The sequence below is a fragment of the Herbidospora yilanensis genome (assembly GCF_001570565.1).
Taxonomy (GTDB): domain Bacteria; phylum Actinomycetota; class Actinomycetes; order Streptosporangiales; family Streptosporangiaceae; genus Herbidospora; species Herbidospora yilanensis.
On the sequence record NZ_BBXE01000041.1, the window covers coordinates 33,989 to 52,400 of the forward strand.

Annotated in this window: 20 protein-coding genes; 8 read left to right on the plus strand and 12 right to left on the minus strand. The window is 71.4% G+C overall.

Annotated elements, in window-relative coordinates; all coding sequences use genetic code 11:
• The first annotated feature begins 10 nt into the window (after positions 1–10).
• A complete protein-coding gene (locus tag AW273_RS30985; RefSeq protein ID WP_062355995.1) occupies positions 11–958 on the plus strand; it encodes an EamA family transporter in 948 nt (315 codons plus the stop codon).
• Here the strand turns inward: AW273_RS30985 and AW273_RS30990 are convergent.
• Positions 942–1,307, minus strand: coding sequence for a hypothetical protein (locus tag AW273_RS30990; protein WP_062355998.1), 366 nt, complete (start codon positions 1,305–1,307; stop codon positions 942–944). The genes AW273_RS30985 and AW273_RS30990 overlap by 17 nt on opposite strands.
• A 32-nt stretch (positions 1,308–1,339) precedes the next feature.
• Positions 1,340–1,900 carry a biotin transporter BioY gene (locus AW273_RS30995; RefSeq protein WP_062356001.1) on the minus strand — a complete coding sequence of 187 codons (561 nt, stop codon included), beginning with the start codon at positions 1,898–1,900 and terminating at the stop codon, positions 1,340–1,342.
• Positions 1,901–2,015: 115 nt separating this feature from the next.
• Here AW273_RS30995 and AW273_RS31000 point away from each other — a divergent pair, with 115 nt between their 5' ends.
• Complete coding sequence (locus AW273_RS31000) at positions 2,016–2,951, plus strand: HpcH/HpaI aldolase/citrate lyase family protein (RefSeq protein ID WP_083950179.1); 936 nt, start codon at positions 2,016–2,018, stop codon at positions 2,949–2,951.
• Between the two features lie 7 nt (positions 2,952–2,958).
• Here the strand turns inward: AW273_RS31000 and AW273_RS31005 are convergent, their stop codons facing one another.
• Together AW273_RS31005 and AW273_RS31010 are read right to left on the minus strand one after the other, a co-directional pair.
• Positions 2,959–3,516, minus strand: coding sequence for a DUF6529 family protein (locus tag AW273_RS31005; RefSeq protein WP_062356007.1), 558 nt, complete (start codon positions 3,514–3,516; stop codon positions 2,959–2,961).
• A 34-nt stretch (positions 3,517–3,550) separates the two neighbouring features.
• Positions 3,551–4,216, minus strand: a complete 666-nt coding sequence (locus tag AW273_RS31010; RefSeq protein ID WP_157556356.1) for a hypothetical protein — start codon at positions 4,214–4,216, stop codon at positions 3,551–3,553.
• A 146-nt stretch (positions 4,217–4,362) separates the two neighbouring features.
• On the opposite strand from AW273_RS31010, the gene AW273_RS31015 reads away from it, so the two are divergent.
• Complete coding sequence (locus AW273_RS31015; protein WP_062356013.1) at positions 4,363–5,289, plus strand: CPBP family intramembrane glutamic endopeptidase; 927 nt, start codon at positions 4,363–4,365, stop codon at positions 5,287–5,289.
• A 99-nt stretch (positions 5,290–5,388) separates the two neighbouring features.
• The gene (locus AW273_RS31020; RefSeq protein ID WP_157556358.1) at positions 5,389–8,706 is read left to right on the plus strand and encodes a beta propeller repeat protein; all 3,318 of its coding nucleotides are present in this window, start codon (positions 5,389–5,391) and stop codon (positions 8,704–8,706) included.
• Between the two features lie 3 nt (positions 8,707–8,709).
• Here AW273_RS31020 and AW273_RS31025 read toward each other — a convergent pair whose 3' ends face one another.
• Positions 8,710–9,069, minus strand: a complete 360-nt coding sequence (locus AW273_RS31025; protein WP_062356029.1) for an NUDIX hydrolase — start codon at positions 9,067–9,069, stop codon at positions 8,710–8,712.
• Between the two features lie 72 nt (positions 9,070–9,141).
• Here AW273_RS31025 and AW273_RS31030 point away from each other — a divergent pair, with 72 nt between their 5' ends.
• From AW273_RS31030 to AW273_RS31040, 3 genes are read left to right on the plus strand one after another with little or no spacing between them, the layout of a single operon-like run.
• Positions 9,142–9,771, plus strand: coding sequence for a DUF6758 family protein (locus tag AW273_RS31030; protein ID WP_062356033.1), 630 nt, complete (start codon positions 9,142–9,144; stop codon positions 9,769–9,771).
• A 10-nt stretch (positions 9,772–9,781) separates the two neighbouring features.
• Entirely contained in the window at positions 9,782–10,495 is a 714-nt protein-coding gene (locus AW273_RS31035; protein ID WP_062356160.1) for an MBL fold metallo-hydrolase, read from the plus strand.
• A 29-nt stretch (positions 10,496–10,524) separates the two neighbouring features.
• Complete coding sequence (locus tag AW273_RS31040) at positions 10,525–11,334, plus strand: RecB family exonuclease (protein ID WP_198168449.1); 810 nt, start codon at positions 10,525–10,527, stop codon at positions 11,332–11,334.
• Positions 11,335–11,386: 52 nt separating this feature from the next.
• On the opposite strand, the gene AW273_RS31045 is transcribed toward AW273_RS31040, so the two are convergent.
• Entirely contained in the window at positions 11,387–12,262 is an 876-nt protein-coding gene (locus AW273_RS31045) for an alpha/beta fold hydrolase (RefSeq protein WP_062356039.1), read from the minus strand.
• Positions 12,263–12,325: 63 nt separating this feature from the next.
• A complete protein-coding gene (locus AW273_RS31050) occupies positions 12,326–14,014 on the minus strand; it encodes a DEAD/DEAH box helicase (protein WP_198168450.1) in 1,689 nt (562 codons plus the stop codon).
• A 351-nt stretch (positions 14,015–14,365) separates the two neighbouring features.
• On the opposite strand from AW273_RS31050, the gene AW273_RS31055 reads away from it, so the two are divergent.
• Complete coding sequence (locus tag AW273_RS31055) at positions 14,366–15,019, plus strand: ferritin-like fold-containing protein (RefSeq protein ID WP_062356042.1); 654 nt, start codon at positions 14,366–14,368, stop codon at positions 15,017–15,019.
• 288 nt (positions 15,020–15,307) lie between these two features.
• On the opposite strand, the gene AW273_RS31060 is transcribed toward AW273_RS31055, so the two are convergent.
• The 5 genes from AW273_RS31060 to ligD (AW273_RS31080) all read right to left on the minus strand — a co-directional run bounded on the left by AW273_RS31060 (position 15,308) and on the right by ligD (AW273_RS31080) (position 18,412).
• Positions 15,308–15,538, minus strand: coding sequence for a DUF3107 domain-containing protein (locus tag AW273_RS31060; protein ID WP_062356046.1), 231 nt, complete (start codon positions 15,536–15,538; stop codon positions 15,308–15,310).
• An 86-nt stretch (positions 15,539–15,624) separates the two neighbouring features.
• Positions 15,625–16,245: a TetR/AcrR family transcriptional regulator gene (locus AW273_RS31065; protein ID WP_030451799.1), complete on the minus strand. Its 621-nt coding sequence runs from the start codon at positions 16,243–16,245 to the stop codon at positions 15,625–15,627.
• 115 nt (positions 16,246–16,360) lie between these two features.
• A complete protein-coding gene (locus AW273_RS31070; RefSeq protein ID WP_157556360.1) occupies positions 16,361–16,597 on the minus strand; it encodes a hypothetical protein in 237 nt (78 codons plus the stop codon).
• A 22-nt stretch (positions 16,598–16,619) separates the two neighbouring features.
• Positions 16,620–17,486 carry a non-homologous end-joining DNA ligase gene (gene ligD / locus AW273_RS31075; RefSeq protein WP_062356052.1) on the minus strand — a complete coding sequence of 289 codons (867 nt, stop codon included), beginning with the start codon at positions 17,484–17,486 and terminating at the stop codon, positions 16,620–16,622.
• Positions 17,483–18,412, minus strand: a complete 930-nt coding sequence (gene ligD / locus AW273_RS31080; protein ID WP_232327685.1) for a non-homologous end-joining DNA ligase — start codon at positions 18,410–18,412, stop codon at positions 17,483–17,485. The genes ligD (AW273_RS31075) and ligD (AW273_RS31080) overlap by 4 nt, the downstream gene beginning before the upstream one ends.

Here is an 18,412-nt window from a genome sequence, read left to right on the forward strand (position 1 = left end):
GGGAAGAGTCATGATCCGGTCAGTCAGCCTTGGAATCGCGGCCGTGTCCGCCGTGTGCTTCGGGTTCTCCGGACCCATGGCGAAGTATCTGAACGCCGCCGGGCTCGCCCCGCTGGAGTCGGTGTGGGTGCGCATGGCCGGCGCCGGGCTGCTGCTCCTGGCCGCGCTGGCGCTGCTGCGGCCCGCCGCGCTGCGCATCCCCCGTTCCCAGTGGCTCTTCTTCGGGGTGTACGCCCTGGTCGCCGTCGCCGGGGTGCAGGCCCTGTACTTCCTGGCCATCCAGCGGCTGCCCGTCGGCGTCACGTTGCTGATCGAGTACACCTCGCCGGTCCTGGTGGTGCTCTGGGTGCGGTTCGTCCGCCGGATCAGGCTGCCGAAGGGGGCCTACATCGGCGCGGTGATCGCGGTGGCCGGGCTGGCGGTCGTGGTCGAGGTCTGGGACGGGCTGCGGCTCGACGCCATCGGGCTGATCCTGGCCCTGCTGGCGGCGGCGTGTTGCGCCGGATACTTCCTGATGAGCGACAACCTGCACGTCGACCCGCTGGGCCTGGTGGCCTGGGGCATGATCGGCGCGGCGGTCGTGCTGCTGCCGTTCGCCCGGCCCTGGTCGATCGAGTGGGCGGTCTTCGGCGACGCGGTGACCGTGGCGGGCAACACCCTGCCGGTCGCCGGGGCGGCCGGCTGGCTGATCCTGGTGGCGACGGTGGTGGCGTACATCGCCGGGGTGACGGCGGTGCGGCGGCTCTCGGCGGCGGTGGGGGCGACGGTGGCCTCGCTGGAGGTCATCACCGGCGCGCTGATCGCCTATGTCCTGCTGGGGGAGGCGCTGGGCGCCTACCAGATCATCGGTGGCGCGGTGGTGCTGCTCGGCGCGCTGCTGGCCCAGACGGCGACCGTACGGCGGGCCCCCGCGGAGGCGCCCGCCGCGCGCGAGCCCGTGCTCAACCCGTCGGCCTGAGCCGGACCACCGACGACCGCTTGGCCCACCGGGCGGGCAGCCCGGCCGCGTCGGTGGCGTTCAGCCGCTCCTTGGCGAGGGCGGCCACCACCTCCGGGCTGGTCTTCTGGTCGACGACCTCGACCGCCGCCGGGAAGCGGACGAGCTGGGCGCCGTTGTCCTTGCTCCGGAGCACGACCTCGATCTCGTGCTGGGCGGTGAGGCCGGGGAGGTTCTGCTCCCCGCCCCCGACCACCATGTAGATGGCGTCGTCATGCCAGACGTGCCAGGCCAGGCGGGTGCCCTCGGGCAGCACCACCCACAACACGCTCGACCGCTTCGCGGCGTCTTCGATCAACGCGAGGCTCATGACCGCCAGTTTTCCACAGGTCAAAACGCCTGTCAGGAGGCGATTTTCCACGCCGCGGGAAGCAGTCCGGCGGCGACCAGGATCTTCAGCCCGTCACCGACGAGGAAGGGCACGACGCCCTTCTCGATCGCGGTCGCCAGGCTCATGTCGGCGGCCACGGCCAGCCACGGCACGCCGACGAGGTAGATCAGGACCGTGCCGACGACCATGGTGACGACGGTCCTGCCGACGGTGCGGTCGCCGCCCCGCCCGGCCAGCGCGCCGACGACCGACGCGGCCAGGAAGAAGCCGACGACGTAGCCGAGCGTGGCGTCGCCCGCGGCGGTGAACCACGGCACGCCCGCCAGGCCCGCGAGCAGGTAGAGGGCCATGCCGGCGGCGGCCCGCCACAGGCCGAGGGTGGCGCCCGACAGCAGCACGGCGAAGGTCTGGAGGGTCACCGGCACGGGGCTGCCCGGCACCGGGAACGCCACCTGGGCGGCCAGACCGGTCAGCGCGGCGGCGCCGACGACGAGCGCGACGTCGCGGACGATCGTGCCGGGGATGAGGTCGGACAGAACCGCGGGACGGCTCGCGGCGACGGCTCGGGACATCTCTGGACTCCCTGATGGAAGAGGCATTACCTCCCTATTAATCACATAGACCACCTGGAGAGCCTGTATGCGCCCCGGCACAACGTCCACCGCCCCGCTTTGTAGGGTTGGGCCCATGCGCGCGCGTCGTACGTGTCTGGCGGTCCCCGGGAGCAACCCCCGATTCCTGGAGAAGGCCCAGGGGTTGCCGGCCGACGAGGTGTTCCTCGACCTGGAGGACTCGGTGGCCCCGCTGGCCAAGGAGTCGGCGCGGGGCAACGTCGTCGCCGCGCTGAAAGAGGGCGACTGGGGCGCGAAGACCGTCGTCGTGCGGGTCAACGACCTGTCGACCTCGTGGACCTACCGCGACGTCATCGAGGTGGTCGAGGGCGCGGGCGACCGGCTCCACTGCCTGATGTTGCCCAAGGTCGAGGACGCGTCCCACGTCCGGTGGCTCGACGTGCTGCTGACCCAGGTCGAGAAGGCCGCCGGGCTGCCCGTCGGCGGAATCGGGATCGAGGCGCAGATCGAGAGCGCCCGGGGGCTGGTGAACGTCGACGAGATCGCCCGGGCCTCGCCCCGGGTCGAGACGCTCGTCTTCGGGCCGGCCGACTTCATGGCGTCGATCGGCATGCGCACGCTCGTGGTCGGGGAACAGCCGCCCGGCTACGCCGAGGGCGACGCCTACCACTACATCCTGATGCGCATCCTCATGGCGGCCAGGGCCCACGGCCTCCAGGCGATCGACGGCCCCTACCTGCAGATCAAGGACGTCGACGGGTTCCGCCGGGTCGCGGCGCGGGCGGCGGCGCTGGGGTTCGACGGGAAGTGGGTGCTGCACCCCGGGCAGATCGACGCCGGGAACGAGGTCTTCTCACCCGCGCAGGACGACTACGACCACGCCGAGCTCATCCTCGACGCCTACGACTACTACACGACGGTCGAGCGGCGCGGCGCGGTCATGCTCGGCGACGAGATGATCGACGAGGCGTCGCGCAAGATGGCGCTGGTGGTGGCGGCCAAGGGCCGCGCCGCAGGGCTCGCCCGGAAGAAGAGCTTCGAGCGGCCCTGAAGCGCGCCTAGAACTTCACGCCGATCGTGGTGAAGAACCAGAACGACGAGGTCAGCCAGAGGCCGATCAGCAGGGTGAAGACGAGCCCCCCGGCCACGGGCAGCACCCAGCCGGGCAGGCCGCGCTTGGGCAGCGACAACATCTTCGTGACGAACACGCCGTAGAAGAGGCAGCCGAAGATCGAGTGGAACATGACGCGCGGGTCGTCGTAGCGCGCGCCCACCGAGTAGAGGCAGTGGAAGGCGACCGGCACGGTGGCCAGGAACGCCAGGCGTCCCGACCAGCGGTGCACCGGTCCGGGCCAGGAACCCCGCACCGGGATCCTGCCCCAGATGGCGAACGCCGAGAACACCTGCACGATCGCCAGCAGCGCGGCGAGTGTGGTCAGCCAGACCTTCATGGCCAGCGGGCCGGAGAACCCGGCCAGGCCGTAGGCGAAACCGGTCGGGGGGTGCAGTTCGCCGTACACGCCGAGGGCGGCGGCGACCAGCCCGCCGGCGAAGACGGGGACGACGAGGAGGGCGACGGCGCCACGGTTCTGCGGGGCGACTTGGGTGTGAGACATCTCAGGCTCTCAAGCGTTCGGGGGGCGTCGGGATTCAGGAGGCCGGGGCCAGGAAGGAGTCGATGAACTGGTCGGGGTCCTGGGGGGTGAGGGGGATGCCGTACCACTCCTGGACGCCGCCGTCGAAGGCCGCCGCGGCCTCGCCGGAGTTCTCGCCGAGCATGATGCGGCCGACCGACTGGCCGTTGGGCAGCTTGATCCAGCCGCCGACGACGCGGGCGCCGCGGACCTGGGCGGTGGCGCGGTAGAGACCCGAGGGCTTCTTCACCGTGGCGGCGGAGAAGCGCCAGCTCTTGTCCTTGTACTCGATGCGGCCCTGCGCCTTGCCGCCGCGCAGGGCGGCGGTGACCAGGGTGTCCTTGCCTTCGAGGGTGACCGTGTTGTCCGCGGCGGTGCCCCTCAGCCACGCCTCGATCTTGCCGTCGCAGAAGTAGCCGACGACCTTGCCGTTCCTGATCGAGATGGCGATCAGGCCGCCGTTCTGGTCGACGACGCCGGCGTAGTCGGCCTTCTTCGGGGTGGGGTCCTCCTCCGGTTCGGGGGCGGCCACCTCTTCGGGTTCCTGGGTCGCGTCGGGGGTGGCCTCCTCGGTCACCCCGGGCGTGGCGAGCGGGTCGGCCCCGGCCGCCGCCGGGACGGCCGAGGTCTCCTGGATCTGGGGTGAGGCGGTCGCGCTGGCCACCGTCAGGCCCGCGGTCATCACCACTCCGACGGCCAATGTGTAAATGGGTCCTAGCCGGCTCATGTTCCGTCTCTCCTGGGTTTGTTTACTGCCCCAGAGTGAATCGCGGCGGGGCGCGTCTGTCTGTGGACTAATGCGCACTCGTCTGGGATGAGAATGGGGGCGTGATCCAGCAGCCATCGCTCACGTCGTGGATCGTCCCGCCGCCTCCGGGTTCGCGGTACGACCAGCTCGCGCGCACCCCGGTGCACCGCTGGTGGCGGCCTCCGCTCGGGACTCTGCTGATCGTGGTCGTCTACGTCGCCCTGACGGCGGCGATGGGCCTGGCCGCGGTGCTCCTGGCCGTGGCCGGAGGCCTGCCGACGGCGACGTCCCCGGGCCGGATCCTGTTCGAGAACCCCGTGCTCGACCTCGCCTTCCAGCTCGTGGCGATCGCGATCATGATCCCCATCGTGCTGGGGGCGGCCTGGCTGGTGCAGCGGCGCCCGCCCGGCACCCTTTCCTCGGTCGCGGGACGGCTGCGATGGCGGTGGCTCCTGCGATGCGTTCCATTGGCTGTCCTCGCGGTGGTGCTGGGGGAGGCGGCCCAGAGCCTGACCCTGCTGGCGACGGGGGTCTCTCCGGGATACGGCTGGGCGGGCTGGTCGAATCTGCTCGTGCCGCTGGTGGTGATCCTTGTCCTCGTGCCCGTGCAGGCGGCTGCAGAGGAGTACGCGTTCCGGGGCTGGGTGGTTCAGGCTTTCGGCGCCTATTTGCGCAATCCCTGGTGGGGGATCGTCATCTCGGCGGCCGTCTTCGCGGCCTTCCACGGCTACACCGACTTCGGGATCGCCTATACGTTCGGGTTCGGCGTGCTGATGGGGTGGGTGTCGGTACGCACCGGCGGGCTTGAGGCGGCCATCGCGCTGCACGCGGTGAACAACGTGGGGGCGTTCGGGATCGCGGCGGTGGCGGGGGAACTCGGCTCGGCGCTGGAGCAGGGTTCGCTGCCCTGGCAGACCCTGGTGGGAACGATCGTGCAATTTGGCGTTTTTGGGGTTGGTGTCGTGGTTCTTGCTCGTAAGTCGGGAATTTCGGTGGAGGGCGGATAAATCTCACTAGAGAGGAGGTGATCGTGGGTTGCGGGAGGGGTATCAGAGGGATTACGTCCCTCCCAGACATATGTGGAACGGTCCTGATAGAGGAGGTAAGTGGCCGTGCCCCCCGAAGACGAGGAGCAGCCGGATGTGCCCCCGAAGCTCCATCACTCGCCACCGGGCCCTGCCACGACCCCTGAGGAGAGTCCCCGCCCGCGCACCTCACCCTGGGCCCTGCCCCCCTTCGCCGCTCCGACGCCCGAAGACCCTCCGGTACGCGGCCGCCGCCCCTACGACGCCGCGGCCGACCTCGACGAGCCGGAGCCCCGGCCGGGCGACCTGGAGACGACCCAGCCCCGGCGCGCGATCGGCTCGTTACCCTTCGAGGCCCTGGGCGAACGCCGCCACGGCCCGATCGGCCCTCGACCGGGCGAACCCCAGGACCAGGTGATCTGGCCCCTCGGCAAATCCCCGTTACCCCCGCCGCCGGCGCCCTCGGGCGAGGGCGACTCCGCCGGACCGGAGGGGCCCTTGCCTGGCCCCGAGCGGCCACGAGAGGTCGCGGCGGTCGAAGGGCTCGGCAGTTCGCGGGGTGCCGACCCTTATGCCGAGACCGGTCGATCGCTGGGCGCGGCGAGTGACGCGGGGTCCCGTGGCGCTCGGGAGGGGGCACTGCCGCCCGGTGTCGAGCCCATGTATCCCGTCGACCCCGCCCTCCGGAGCGAAGAGGCGACGCCCGAGGGCATCTATCCGCCCGACCCTTCCTTGCGGCAGAACCGCCCCTCTGATTTTCCGCCCCGGCATCACCGGCCCTACTCGACCCCGCAGCGGCCCGACGACGACGAGAGGTCCGAGCGCAGGGAGTATCCCGACAAGCTGGTCGCCTCCGGGCCGCCGCGTGAGCACGGCATCCGGGTCCGGCCCGCCATCGCCGCGGAGCCCGAGTTCGTCCCCGAGCCCGAGTTCGGGCCGGGGCGGCGGGAGAAGGACGTACCGGCGGCGGTTCCGGCTGTTCGGCAGGCCTCGCCCGAGCGGATCGGGAAGCCGCCCGGGGGCCGGCCGTTGCGGCCCGACGTGCTGGCCACGCTGGGGCCGCCGCGGGGCGGGAAGCACGGGCGGCGCGGGGTCCGGGCGCAGCGCAGGCGGCCGAGGATCGGATTGCCGCTGCTGGTCGTCGTGGCGGTCATCACGGCCGCGGCGTTCGGGCTGTTCGTGGTGCGGTGGGCCACGGCCCCGGCCACGTCGGGGATCCGGCTGGCGGTCGGCGACGGGCAGTCGGGGGACTCGGCGTTCCAGGCCCCGGGGCTGCCCGGCAACGGGTCGCGGCAGGTGCTGACCTCGGTCGCCTCGTCGGGGTCGACGATCGTGGCGGTCGGCACCGACACCACCGGCGCCATCGCGCGGCCCCTCTTCATCGTCTCGGCCAACGACGGCAAGGACTGGACGCTCGGCGAGGTCAACGGGCCGCCCGGCTACGAGGCCGCGCCGGGATCGCCCGGCCGGGTCGTCGGGAGCGGCGGGAAGTGGCTGGCGGTCAGCACCGACCCCGCCGGGCCCGAGGGCCGGGGCATGTGGACGTCGGCCGACGGCCGGTCGTGGGCGGCGGTCGATCCGGCCCGGCTCGGGATGTTCCTCGAATCCGACCGGGTGACCGACCTGGCCCGGACCGCCACCGGCTTCGTCGCCGTCGGCAGCACCGTCCAGGCCGACGGCACGCCGGGCGCGGTCGCCTGGACCTCCGCCGACGGTCAGGCGTGGACGCGGGTGGAGACCCCCAGGATCGGCACCCCCGACATGATCCGCACCGTCAAGGCCGTCGTGGCCAAGGGAGACCGGGTCGTCGCCCTGGCCGAACCCGGGTCCGGCACCGCCACGGTGATCCTCCGCTCCGACGACGGGGGGCGGTCGTGGCTGCGTACGGCGACGGCGCTGCCCGACATCAGGCCCGAGACGGGCGCGCTGGCGGCGTCGGGCGACGGCTTCGTGCTGGTGCCGACCGGGCAGCGGTTCCCCGGTCCGGGTGTACGGGTCCACTGCTCGCCCGAAGGCCAGAACTGGACCGCGTGCGGGACGATCGGGCCCCTCAGCCCGGCGGGTAGCGGCGTGCGCGGGTTGTCGGCCTCGGGAGCGGGCCTGGCCGCCGTCGTGGAGTCGGCGTGGGAGGAGTACGCCCTCTTCACCAGCGACGACGGCCGCGACTGGCGCAAACGGGCCGACCTCGGCGTCATCCCGGGCACGCTGCGGGGGCTGACCATCACCGACAGCGGACGCCTGGTCGCCGGTGGCGACAAACGCGGGGCCGGTGACGTGGAGAACCTGCCCGTCCTGATGACGGCCGAGAAGGGCAAGGCCGCCCGCGCCGTGCCGCTGGAGAGCGTGCCCGGCCTGAACCGGCTGGCGCGCCACACCTCGGGCGTGCTGGCGGCCGGGGGCGCGTTCGTGGCGGTCGGCTCGGCCAACGGCGACGCGGGCATCTGGACCAGCGGGAACAACGGGGCCAACTGGCGGGCGATCAACTCCCAGTGGCTCGGCGGGTCCGGCCGGCAGGCGCTCTCGGACGTCGCCTACGGTCCCAAGGGCTGGCTCGCCGTCGGCAGCACGATGGCCGACCTGCTGGTGACCAAGCCGCTGCTGGTGGTGTCGTCCGACGGCAAGGGGTGGCGGCCGGGGCCGGAGATGTCCGCGCCCGAGGGCCACTACTACCTGGCGCCCCAGACGGTCGCCGCCGGGCCCAAGGGCTACGTGCTGGCCGGGGAGGACCAGACCGGCGCCGGGATCGGCCCCGCGCTCTGGTTCACCGCCGACCTGAAGAAGTTCACCCGCGTGGGCGAACTGCCCGCCGGGGCCGCCGAGGTGCGCATCCACGACGTGGCCGCGACCGACGACGGTTTCGTGGCCATCGGCGGGACCGGCCGGTCAGAACGGGAGAACGGGGTCGTCTGGGTCTCCGCCGACGGGCTGAAGTGGGAGGCCAGGAACCGGGTGCTGCCCGACGACGCACAGTCGGCCGGGCTGCGCCACATCGTCGCGCGCGACGGAAGGCTGATCGCGACCGGGACCGCCCTGACCGACGACGGCACCCGGCCGTTCTCCGCCGTGAGCGGCGACGGCGGCGAGAACTGGGAGTTCGCCTGGTTGCCCGCCGAGGCGCCGGCCGTGGTCCTCGACCTGACGGCGAGCGAGCGCGGCATCGTCGCCGTGGGCGCTCACGGGACCGGCAGCGAGGTCGACAGTTCGGTGTGGGCGTCGGAGGACGGCCTGGTGTGGGTCCGGCACGGGCTCGTGGAAGACGGGCTCGGCGGGGCGGGTGCGCAGTGGCTGGAGGCGGTGACGATCTCGGGCCAGCGCGTCATCGCGGTGGGCCGCTCGACGACGAGCACGACCGACAACATCACGATCTGGCGCAGCACCCTGTCGTCGGGAGACGCGTAACGATCAGAGTTCGTCGAGGAAGTCGAGGAGGCCCTTCGTCAGCGGCAGGCGTACGAGATCGTCCGGGGTTGCCCACACGGCCGCCGCCGCGTCGTCGCCCGGCCTGAGGTCGCCGCCGACCACGTGGGCGTAGTAGTCGAAGATCTCGTAGAAGCCGATCACGAGCATCCCGGCCAGCGCGCCCACCTGGATCTCCAGGCCGGTCTCCTCGCGGATCTCGCGACGCAGGGCCTCGTCGTCGGTCTCGCCCTCCTCGACGCGGCCGCCGGGCAGGGACCACAGTCCCTCCGACGGGGGGTGGCCACGCTGGATGAGCAGGAGGCGACCCTCGGTGTCGCGGATGATTGCCCCAACACAGCGCATAACACCAAGATTACGGCTAAAAGCCCCGGGAGGCCTTGACGGGTCCCGGGCATCGGAGCACGGTGAGTAACTGTGAGAGCCGCGCCCACCTGTCCCCGGTGCTTCGGCCCGCTGAGCGAACCCAACCTCTGGTCGAGCGCCTGGCGGTGTCTCGTGCACGGCGAGGTGCTGCCACATCGCTCCCACCGGCCCGGCCCGGCCGCCGTCGAACTGATCAGGGGCTCGGCCGTGCCCGCCTGGGTGCCGTGGCCCCTGCCCGCCGGGTGGCTGGTGACCGGGTTCGCCGAGGCGGGTGACCGGGCCGCCGTGGTCGCCGTCTCGGGGCCGTCGCTCAGTTACGGGCCCGCCGACGTACTGATCGTCTCGGAGGAGCCGGGGGTCGGCCTCGGGTCGGCGTACGCCGGACTGCCGGGCCCCGACCCCGGTGACGTCGTCACGGGCGTTCCCCTCACCAAGATCGAGGTCGACGGGCACTCGATACCGCTCTGGGTGGTGACCGACGGCGTGCCGGGAGACCGGGCCGTCTATGTCGGCGAGGCCGCCGGGCGCTGGCTCTGGATGGTCGCCTGGCCCGCCGAGGCCGGAAATCTGATCACCCTGATGCAGCTCGCGCTCGCCGATCTCCGCGATCTCGAGTGGGACGTGCCGTTCGGGGCGTTCTCTCCACGTCTGGCGGGGGAAGGCGCGGCGGGAACGGGCTAGAGTGCTGTTCGTGACAGCGCGTATCGAGCGAGTGGTGACCTCGGGGGTCGTCGAGATCGACGACGTCGAGCACAAGGTTGAGAACAACACCTGGATCGTGGGAGACGACGACGAGGTCATCGTCATCGACCCCGCGCGCGACGCGGAGAAGATCCTGGAGAAGGTGGGCGAGCGGCAGGTCCTCGCCGTCATCTGCACCCACGGGCTGCCCGACCACGTCGGCGGCGCCATCGAGGTGGCCGCCCGCGACGAGGCCGTGATCGCCCTCGGCCCCAAAGACAAGCGCCTGTGGCGGCAGACCTGGGAAGACACCTGGCCCGACATCGAGATGGAGGACGAGGGCTTGTTCGCCGTCGCCGACACCGAGCTCGAGGTCATGAACACCCCGGGCGTGACGGCGGGCGGCGTGTCGCTCCTGGCCGAGTCGCTGGGCGTCGTCTTCACCGGCAAGACCCTGCTGGCCGACGGCCCGGGCAAGCTCGGCGGCGAATACCCGGCCCTGGCCGACCAGCTCACCTCGATCGGCGAGCGGCTCTTCACCCTCTCGGGCGAGACCCGGGTCCTGCCCGCCCACGGCGAGGAGACCACGATCGGCGACCTGGAGCCCCTGTTCGACCGGTGGCTCTCCGGTTCGCTGACCGCCGCCCCCGAGGAGCAGCAGGAGAGCCCGCTGACCGACGGCACCCGCGTGTCGGGCATCCGCCTCAACGCCGACGACGACTGAGCGCGGTGGAGCAGCTCCCCCTGGAAGGAATGCCGCGGCGGCTCTTCTCGTGCACGCCGTCGCGGCTCAACTCCTGGCTCGACTGCCGCCGGCGTTACCGGTTCACCTACCTCGACCGTCCCGCGCCCCAGAAGGGCCCGCCGTGGGCGCACAACAGCGTGGGCGCGTCGGTCCACAACGCCCTGGCGGCCTGGTGGCGGGAGCCTTACGAGCGCCGCACCCCGCTGTCGGCGGCGATCCTGGTCTCCAACGGCTGGATCACCGAGGGCTTCCGCGACTCGGAACAGTCGCTGAGATGGCGCGACCGGGCCCGCGAGATGGTCTCCGGCTACGCCGCCACGCTCGACCCCTCCGCCGAGCCGGTCGGCGTGGAGCGCACCGTCGCGACCCGCACGTCGGTGATGGCCCTGTCGGGCCGCATCGACCGCCTCGACCGCCGCGGCGACGAACTGGTGGTGGTCGACTACAAGACCGGCCGCAGGCCGCTGACCAGCGACGACGCACGCGGCTCCCTGGCCCTGGCGGTCTACGCCGTGGCGGCGGCCCGGGTGTTACGACGGCCCTGTCACCGCGTGGAGCTGCACCACCTGCCGACCGGCGAGGTCGTCGAGTGGGAGCACACCGACGAGTCCCTGGCCCGCCACCTGTCCCGGGCCGACCAGATCGCGGCCGAGGCCCAGGAGGCCGACGAGGCCTACCGCGCGGGCGAGGCCACAGACGAGACGTTCGCGCCGTCGCCCGGCGTGTTGTGCTCGTGGTGCGACTTCCGCAGACACTGCCCCGAGGGCCAGGCGGCCGCCCCCGACAAGGAACCGTGGGACGGCCTGGCGCCCATCTAGGCGTCGCCGGACGGAGCCGTGCTCGATACATGGTTCGTGGTGATCGGCCCTGTCAGCGGGCCAGCATGGTGCTCTCGGCCGCGTTCCAGAAACGGGTGAGCGCGGCCGCCGTCGTCTCCGGGGCCTCCACGGCCGGTGAATGGGCCGCCCCCGGCACCACGACGCACTCGCAGTCGAGCCGGTCGGCCATCTCGGCCTGCAGCCTCGGCGGCCAGCCGTCGTCGTGCTCCCCATAGAGGACCAGCATCGACAGGCCCGTCTCGGCCAGTTCGTCGACGCGGTCGTCGGCGTCGAGGACCGCCCTGCCCATGCATTCGAGGCCGACCAGCGAGTTGGCGAACAACCGGCGGCGCAGGAAGGCCACGATCTCCTCGGGAACGCCGGCGCGCAGGGCGTCGGGCTCCATCTTCTCGGTCCACATGGCTTCGAGGCCGAGGTGGGGCATCTTCTCCAGCATGCGCCGGCCGGCCAGCTCGCGGGCGCCCACCATCCCGGCCGGGCCGGAGCTCATGAGCGTGTAGGACGCCAGTTTGCCGGTGCCGTCGAGCACGGTCTCGCGGGTGACCAGACCACCGAACGAGTGGCCCAGCAGGTGGACGGGCTCTCCGCCGCCCACGACGGCCACCAGGGAGTCGACGTCGTGGCCCAGGGCCGCGCGGGTGTAGGCGGCGGGGTCGTCGGGGCCCGGTGTCTCGTATTGGCCGCGCAGGTCGACGGCCACTACACGGCGGCCCGCCTGGGCCAGGGTCTGCAGCACCGAGAGGAAGTCTTCCTTGCTGCCCGTGTAGCCGGGCACCAGCAGGGCCGGCCACCGGTCGGGCAGGCCGCTGCCGGGCAGGGCCTCCAGGGCGGCGAACACCCCTTCAGGGGTTTCGATCCGCTTGGGGCTCACCCCGGGTGGCAGGTCCAGGAATCTCGGCGTACTCACGTGAAGCCACGATACTGAAACCCGCAGGGCGCCGCAGATGAGCGGAGCCCTGCGGTGTTCGAGCTAGTTCCGGCGCGGGCGCGGGCGGTTGCCGCCGGAGCCGGACTGACGGCCGTTGCCGCGCTGGGCCTTGCGCTCGGTGGCTGCCGAGGGCGCGGGCAGGTCGTCTTCGGTGGCCAGGTCGGGCGAACGGAAGACGATCGCGAACGGGCTGGCCGGGATGATCTTCTCGGGTTCGGCCGGCCGGGTGGTCTCCATGGGAGTCACCTCCACCTCTTCCTCAACTTCGTGAATCTCATCGTGGATCTCATCGTGGATCGGATCGAGGATGTCGCCCTCGAAGGGGGCGACCGCCTCGGGAACCTCGACGACGTCGACGACTTCGGCGACGGTCTCGGTGACGGTTTCAGTGACGGTTTCGGCGACCTCGTCGGACGCGTGGCCGCCCCGGGTGCGACGGCGGTTGCGGGCCGGGCGCTCTCTGCGCTCGTCCTTCTCCCTGTCGCGGTCCCTGTCTCGGTCCCTGTCTCGGTCCCGGTCGCGGTCTCTGTCGCGATCACGGTCTTTGTCGCGGCGGCTGCGGGTGCGGCCGGTCTCGCCGAGGTCTTCGATCTCCTCGGCGTCGAGGCCGGCCCGCGAGCGGTTGGCGCGCGGCAGCACGCCCTTGGTGCCCGGCGGGATGCGCAGCTCTTCGAGCAGGTGGGGCGAGCTGGAGTAGGACTCGGCCGGCTCGGGGTTGCCGAGGCCCAGCGCGTTGTTGATGACCTTCCAGCGGGTCATCTCGGTCCACTCCATGAACGTCACCGCGACGCCGGTGCGACCGGCCCGGCCGGTCCGGCCGATGCGGTGGACGTAGGTCTTCTCGTCCTGCGGCAGGTCGTAGTTGACGACGTGGGTGACGTCGTCGATGTCGATGCCGCGGGCCGCCACGTCGGTGGCCACCAGCACGTCGATCTTGCCGTTGCGGAACGCCCGCAGGGCCTGCTCGCGCTGGCCCTGGCCGAGGTCGCCGTGGACGGCCGCCGCCGCGAACCCTCGGTCGCGCAACTGCTCGTGGACCATGTCGCAGGCCCGCTTGGTCTCGCAGAAGACCATCGTGAGACCCCGTCCCTCCGCCTGCAGCAGCCGGGCCAGGATCTCGATCTTGTCCATCCGGTGGGTGCGGTAGACGTACTGGGTGACCTGCGAGGGGGCGTCGTTCTCCGCCTCGGTGGTCTCCGCGCGCACGTGGATGGGACGGGTCAGGTAACGCCGCGACAGCGCCACGATCTCGCCCGGCATGGTGGCCGAGAAGAGCATGGTCTGCCGCTGCTCCGGCACCAGCTTGATGATGCGCTCGATGTCGGGCAGGAAGCCCAGGTCGAGCATCCGGTCGGCCTCGTCGAGCACCATCATGGTGATCTGGCTGAGGTCGAGGTGCTTCTGCTTGATCAGGTCGAGCATCCGGCCCGGGGTGCCGACGATGACGTCGACGCCGCTCTTGAGCGCCTCGACCTGCGGCTCGTAGGCGCGCCCGCCGTAGACGGTCAGGATGCGGGAGCCGAGCTTCCCGGCGGCCAGGACGAGGTCTTCGGTCACCTGGAGGGCCAGCTCACGGGTCGGGACCAGAACGAGGCCCCGGGGCTTCTTGCGGTTCTTGCGTGGCTTCCCGACGGACTGGAGCATCGCGACGCCGAAGGCGTAGGTCTTGCCGGTGCCGGTGCGGGCCTGGCCGATGACATCCTGGCCGGACAGCGCGAGGGGGAGAGCCATCTCCTGAATTGGGAAGGGTGAGACGATGCCCTCGGTCTCCAGGGCATCGGCGATCTCTGGGATGACACCCAGGTCTCGGAACGTCGTAATCGTCGCCTGCCTCAGTCGTGTGGCGAAGGCGGTTTCGTGACCAAACGGGCTCGCGTGCCGGGTCCTTACGAAAGGCGCCTTCGACGTCGTACGCGACCGCGCGCAGCCAAACTCTCTGGGGGTTACCGGGAACAGATACCCCGGATCAACACAGTGCGGTCGCACTTCTCACCGAGCAGTCTACTCGATACCACAGCTGCTCACCGATTTGCGGCGTGTTTCGCATGTTTCTGCGCGAGACCCTGGCCCTACCCTGCTGCCATGACCATTTCCCGGCCCGGTGTCGTCGACCTTCTGGGTGTGCTCGCCTACGCCGAGCTCACCGCGTTCCTCCGGATGGCGCAGGACGCCTCCGTGCTGGCCCCCTCGCTGACCGACAGGGCGGCGCTCGGCGACGTGGCGGCCACCGAATACGGCCACTTCCGGCTGGTCCGCGACCGGATCGCCGACCTCGGATCCGACCCCGAGGAGGCGATGGCCCCCTTCGCCGACGCCCTCGACGCCTGGCACGAGCAGACCCAGCCGGGAGACTGGTACGAGGCCCTGGTGAAGGCTTACGTGGGCACGGGGCTGGCCGGCGACTTCTACCGGGTGGCGGCGCGCAGGGTCGACGAGGAGACCCAGAAGCTGGTCGACCAGGCGCTGGCCGACGAGGCCCGCTCGGAACTGGTCGTCGAGCGCGTCAGGAAGGCCCTGGAGGACGATCCGCGCCTGGGCGGCCGGTTGGCCCTGTGGGCGCGGCGGCTGGTCGGCGAGGCGCTGAGCCAGGCCCACCGGGTCGCCACGGCCCGGCCGGAACTGGCCGCGCTGCTGGTCGACGGCGACGACCTGGCCGCCATCGGACGGATGTTCGCCCAGCTGACAGAGGAGCACGGCAAGCGGATGTCGGCGCTCGGGCTCACCCCCGGAGGCTGAATCAGGCGTCCCAGAGTAATGATCGAGAGGCGTGAAGGCGCCATGGGGTTGTACCGTGCGAGTTATGAGGGCCTCGCGCCGCTACGGCAGTTCCTTGACAAGATGTGGACCGAACCGATGGGCCTCCCGCGCCGTGTTGCGCAGGGCGAGCTCAGGATGCCCGACCATCAGCAGACGCAGGGACGACGCACACATCCCACGCAGACGTCCGCCGGGCTGTATCCACGGTCCCCGTTAGAGAAGCCAATGGGCGCCGCCGTCCAAAAGCGGCGCCCGATGGCGTTTTATCTAGAGAGTGCCGCCGAACCCGACCGAACGGCTGGCCCCCTCGCCGATCTCGATGAAGCCGAGCGCCGCGACGGGCACGATCACCCGGTTTCCCTTGACGTCGGTGATGGAGAAGACGCCGCGGTCGGCCGCGAGCGCGTTGCGGATCTCCGTCTCGATCTCCTCGACGGTGAGGTCGGTCTCGACGACGAGTTCACGGTGCACCGACTGCACGCCGATCTTGATTTCCATCTGGGCCCCTTTCGAGAGGGTTCCATCGTGGCCCCGGAAATCGCTCCGGCAGAGCGCTGATCGCGGCGGGCGTAACCAGGGGGCGTCTAGGTCGTGCGCGGGAATCCGCCGATGCCGCGCCAGGCCAGACGGGCGATGAGCCCGGCCGCGGCGTCTTTCGGGATCGCGCCGCCGCTGGTCAGCCAGTAGCGGGCGCTCACCTCGGCCATGCCGACGAGTCCGACGCCGAGCAGGTGGGCGTCTTCGCTGGAGCAGCCGGTGTCCTCCTGGATCACCTCGGCGATCGCGTCGGCGCTCTGCCGCAGCGAGCGCTCCATGCGTTCGCGCACGGCCGCGACGTTGCGCAGGTCGCTCTCGAAGACCAGCCGGAAGGCCTCGCCCTGGCTGGAGACGAAGTCGAAGAACGCCCCGATGGCGGCCTGGACACGCTGCTTGTTGTCGGTCGTGGAGGCCAGCGCCTCCTTGCAGCGCGACACCATGTCGTCGACGTGGACGTCGAGCAGTGCCAGGTAGAGCTCAAGCTTGCCCGGGAAGTGCTGGTAGAGCACGGGTTTGCTGACACCGGCCCGTTCGGCGATCTCGTCCATGGCGGCCGCGTGGTAGCCGTTCTCCACGAAGACCTCTTGGGCGGCGCTGAGCAGCTGGCGACGGCGGGCGAGCCGGGGCAGCCGGGTGCCCCGGGGCTTGGCGTCCGGGGTTGCGGTCACGGCCTCTCCTTGCACGCGGGCTTGTTCGAGCAGGTTCCCGGCGCGAGCCACGGCCGGCCTTCGGCCGTCCGCGTCTCGCTTTCGGCGGCCCCCATCCTACGGCTGGGCCACCAGGTCAGCGATAGTCGTCCTCGTCGTCGGCATATGTCCGGTTCTGGTCGGCGGTGTCCGCCGGGTCGGCCTCCAGGGGCAGATCCTCCGGCCAGGGGCTCTCTTCGGGCTCGTCGTCGAGGGGGCGGTTCTGCTCGGCGACGTCGGCCTCGGGCGCGTCGGGTGTCTGCGGCAGATTGCCGGCGCGGGCCACGGCCGGCCTTCGGTCGTCGGCGTCTCGCTCTTCGCTTGTCTCGGACATGGCGTCCTCCTCTCGGCCCACACTACGGGAACAGGTCTCCGCACGCCTCGACCCGGGCCAGCACGTCGGACGTGGTGAACCTGAGCTGGTCGGGGTGGTCGCATTCGGCTACTTCCGCCCAGGTCAGTGGGGTGGAGACGGTCGGCTGGGGGTTGGCGCGCATGGAGTAGACGGCGACGGTGGTCTTGGCGGGGTTGTTCTGGCTCCAGTCGATGAACACCTTCCCCGGGCGTTCCCGCTTAGCCATCACGGCGGTGACGAAGTCGTGCCGGCGGGCGAGCCGCTCGGCGACCGCCTTCGCGAACTGCGAGGTGTTGACCTCGGAGGTCCACGGCACGTGGAGCTGCATGCCCTTGTTGCCGCTCGTCTTGGCGAAGCAGTCGAGTCCCTCGTCGGCCAGGGTGTCGCGCAGCAGCAGCGCCACCTCGCAGCACTCGACGATCGTCGCCGGGGCCCCCGGGTCGAGGTCGAAGACCAGCAGGTCGGGGGGCAGCGGGTCGCCGTCGCCCGACACCCGCCACATGGGCACGTGCAGTTCCAGGGCGGCCAGGTTGGCGTAGTAGACCAGCGTGGGCAGGTCGTCGACGATCGCGAAGTCGATGGTCTCGCGGTCTTTGGTGCTGCCGGGGACGGGCAGGCGTACCCGGCGGACCCATGAGGGAGTGTGGGCGGGCGCGTTCTTCTCGAAGAAGAAGGCCCCGCCGACGCCGTTCGGGTAGCGCTTCACGGTCAGCGGGCGCCCGCGCAGGTGGGGGAGCAGGACCGGCGCGATGCGGGTGTAGTAGTCGATCACCTCGGCCTTGGTGAACCCGGCCTCGGGGTAGAGCGTCTTGCCGAGGTTGCTCAGCACCAGGTCACGTCCCTCGACCTGGACGGGGACCTTCTTCACAGCCGTACCTCCGCCGGGATCTTGTCCGGCCGCAGGCCGCGCCAGGAGGGGGCGCGCAGGCGGCCCTCGGCGGTCTGGTTGGCGTAGGTGACCTCGCCGACGAGCTCCGGGCGCACCCAGTGCGCGCCTCTGGCGATCTCCCTGGGCAGTTCTCTTGTGTACGCGCCGCGCGTGATCTCCAGCGGCGCGAGCAGCGCGAAGAGTTCGTCGAGGGCGGCGTCGCTGAACCCCGTGCCGACATGACCCAGGAAGACCAGGCCGTCGGCCCCGAAGGCGCCCATGAGCAGCGACCCGATCCCGCCCGACCGCCGCCCCCGGCCCGGCCGCCACCCGCCGATGACGACCTCCCGTTCGCGGATGTTCTTCACCTTGACCCACCAGGGTGACCGGGTGCCCGGCCGGTAACGCGAGTCGACGTGCTTGGCCACCACGCCTTCGAGCCCCTGCTCCCGGGTGGCGGCCACGACGTCGGGGTGGCAGGGGAAGGTGGGCGCGACCGCGATCCCGAGCGACTCCAGCCGTGCCCGCCGCTCGTGGTAGGGCCGGTCGAGCAGCGCCTCGCCGTCGAGGGCGAGCAGGTCGAAGGGCATGTACGTCACCGGCACCACCCGCAGCAGCCCATGGGCGCCCGGGTCGCCGACGTGCATGCGCCGCTGGATCAGTTCGAACGACGGCTTCCCGTCGTGGCCGAACGCGACGACCTCTCCGTCGAGCACCACCGAGTGGCCGGGCACCTCCAGGCGGCCGACCTCGGGATAACGCCCGGTGACGTCGACGCCCTTGCGGCCGAACAGCCGCGGCGAACCCTCCAGGTAGGCGATCACCCGGATGCCGTCCCACTTGACCTCGACCACGTAACGGGAGCCGTCCGACGGCAGCGGGCCGGGTACGGCGAGCATCGGTTCGACCGGGTATGGCAGTGCCAC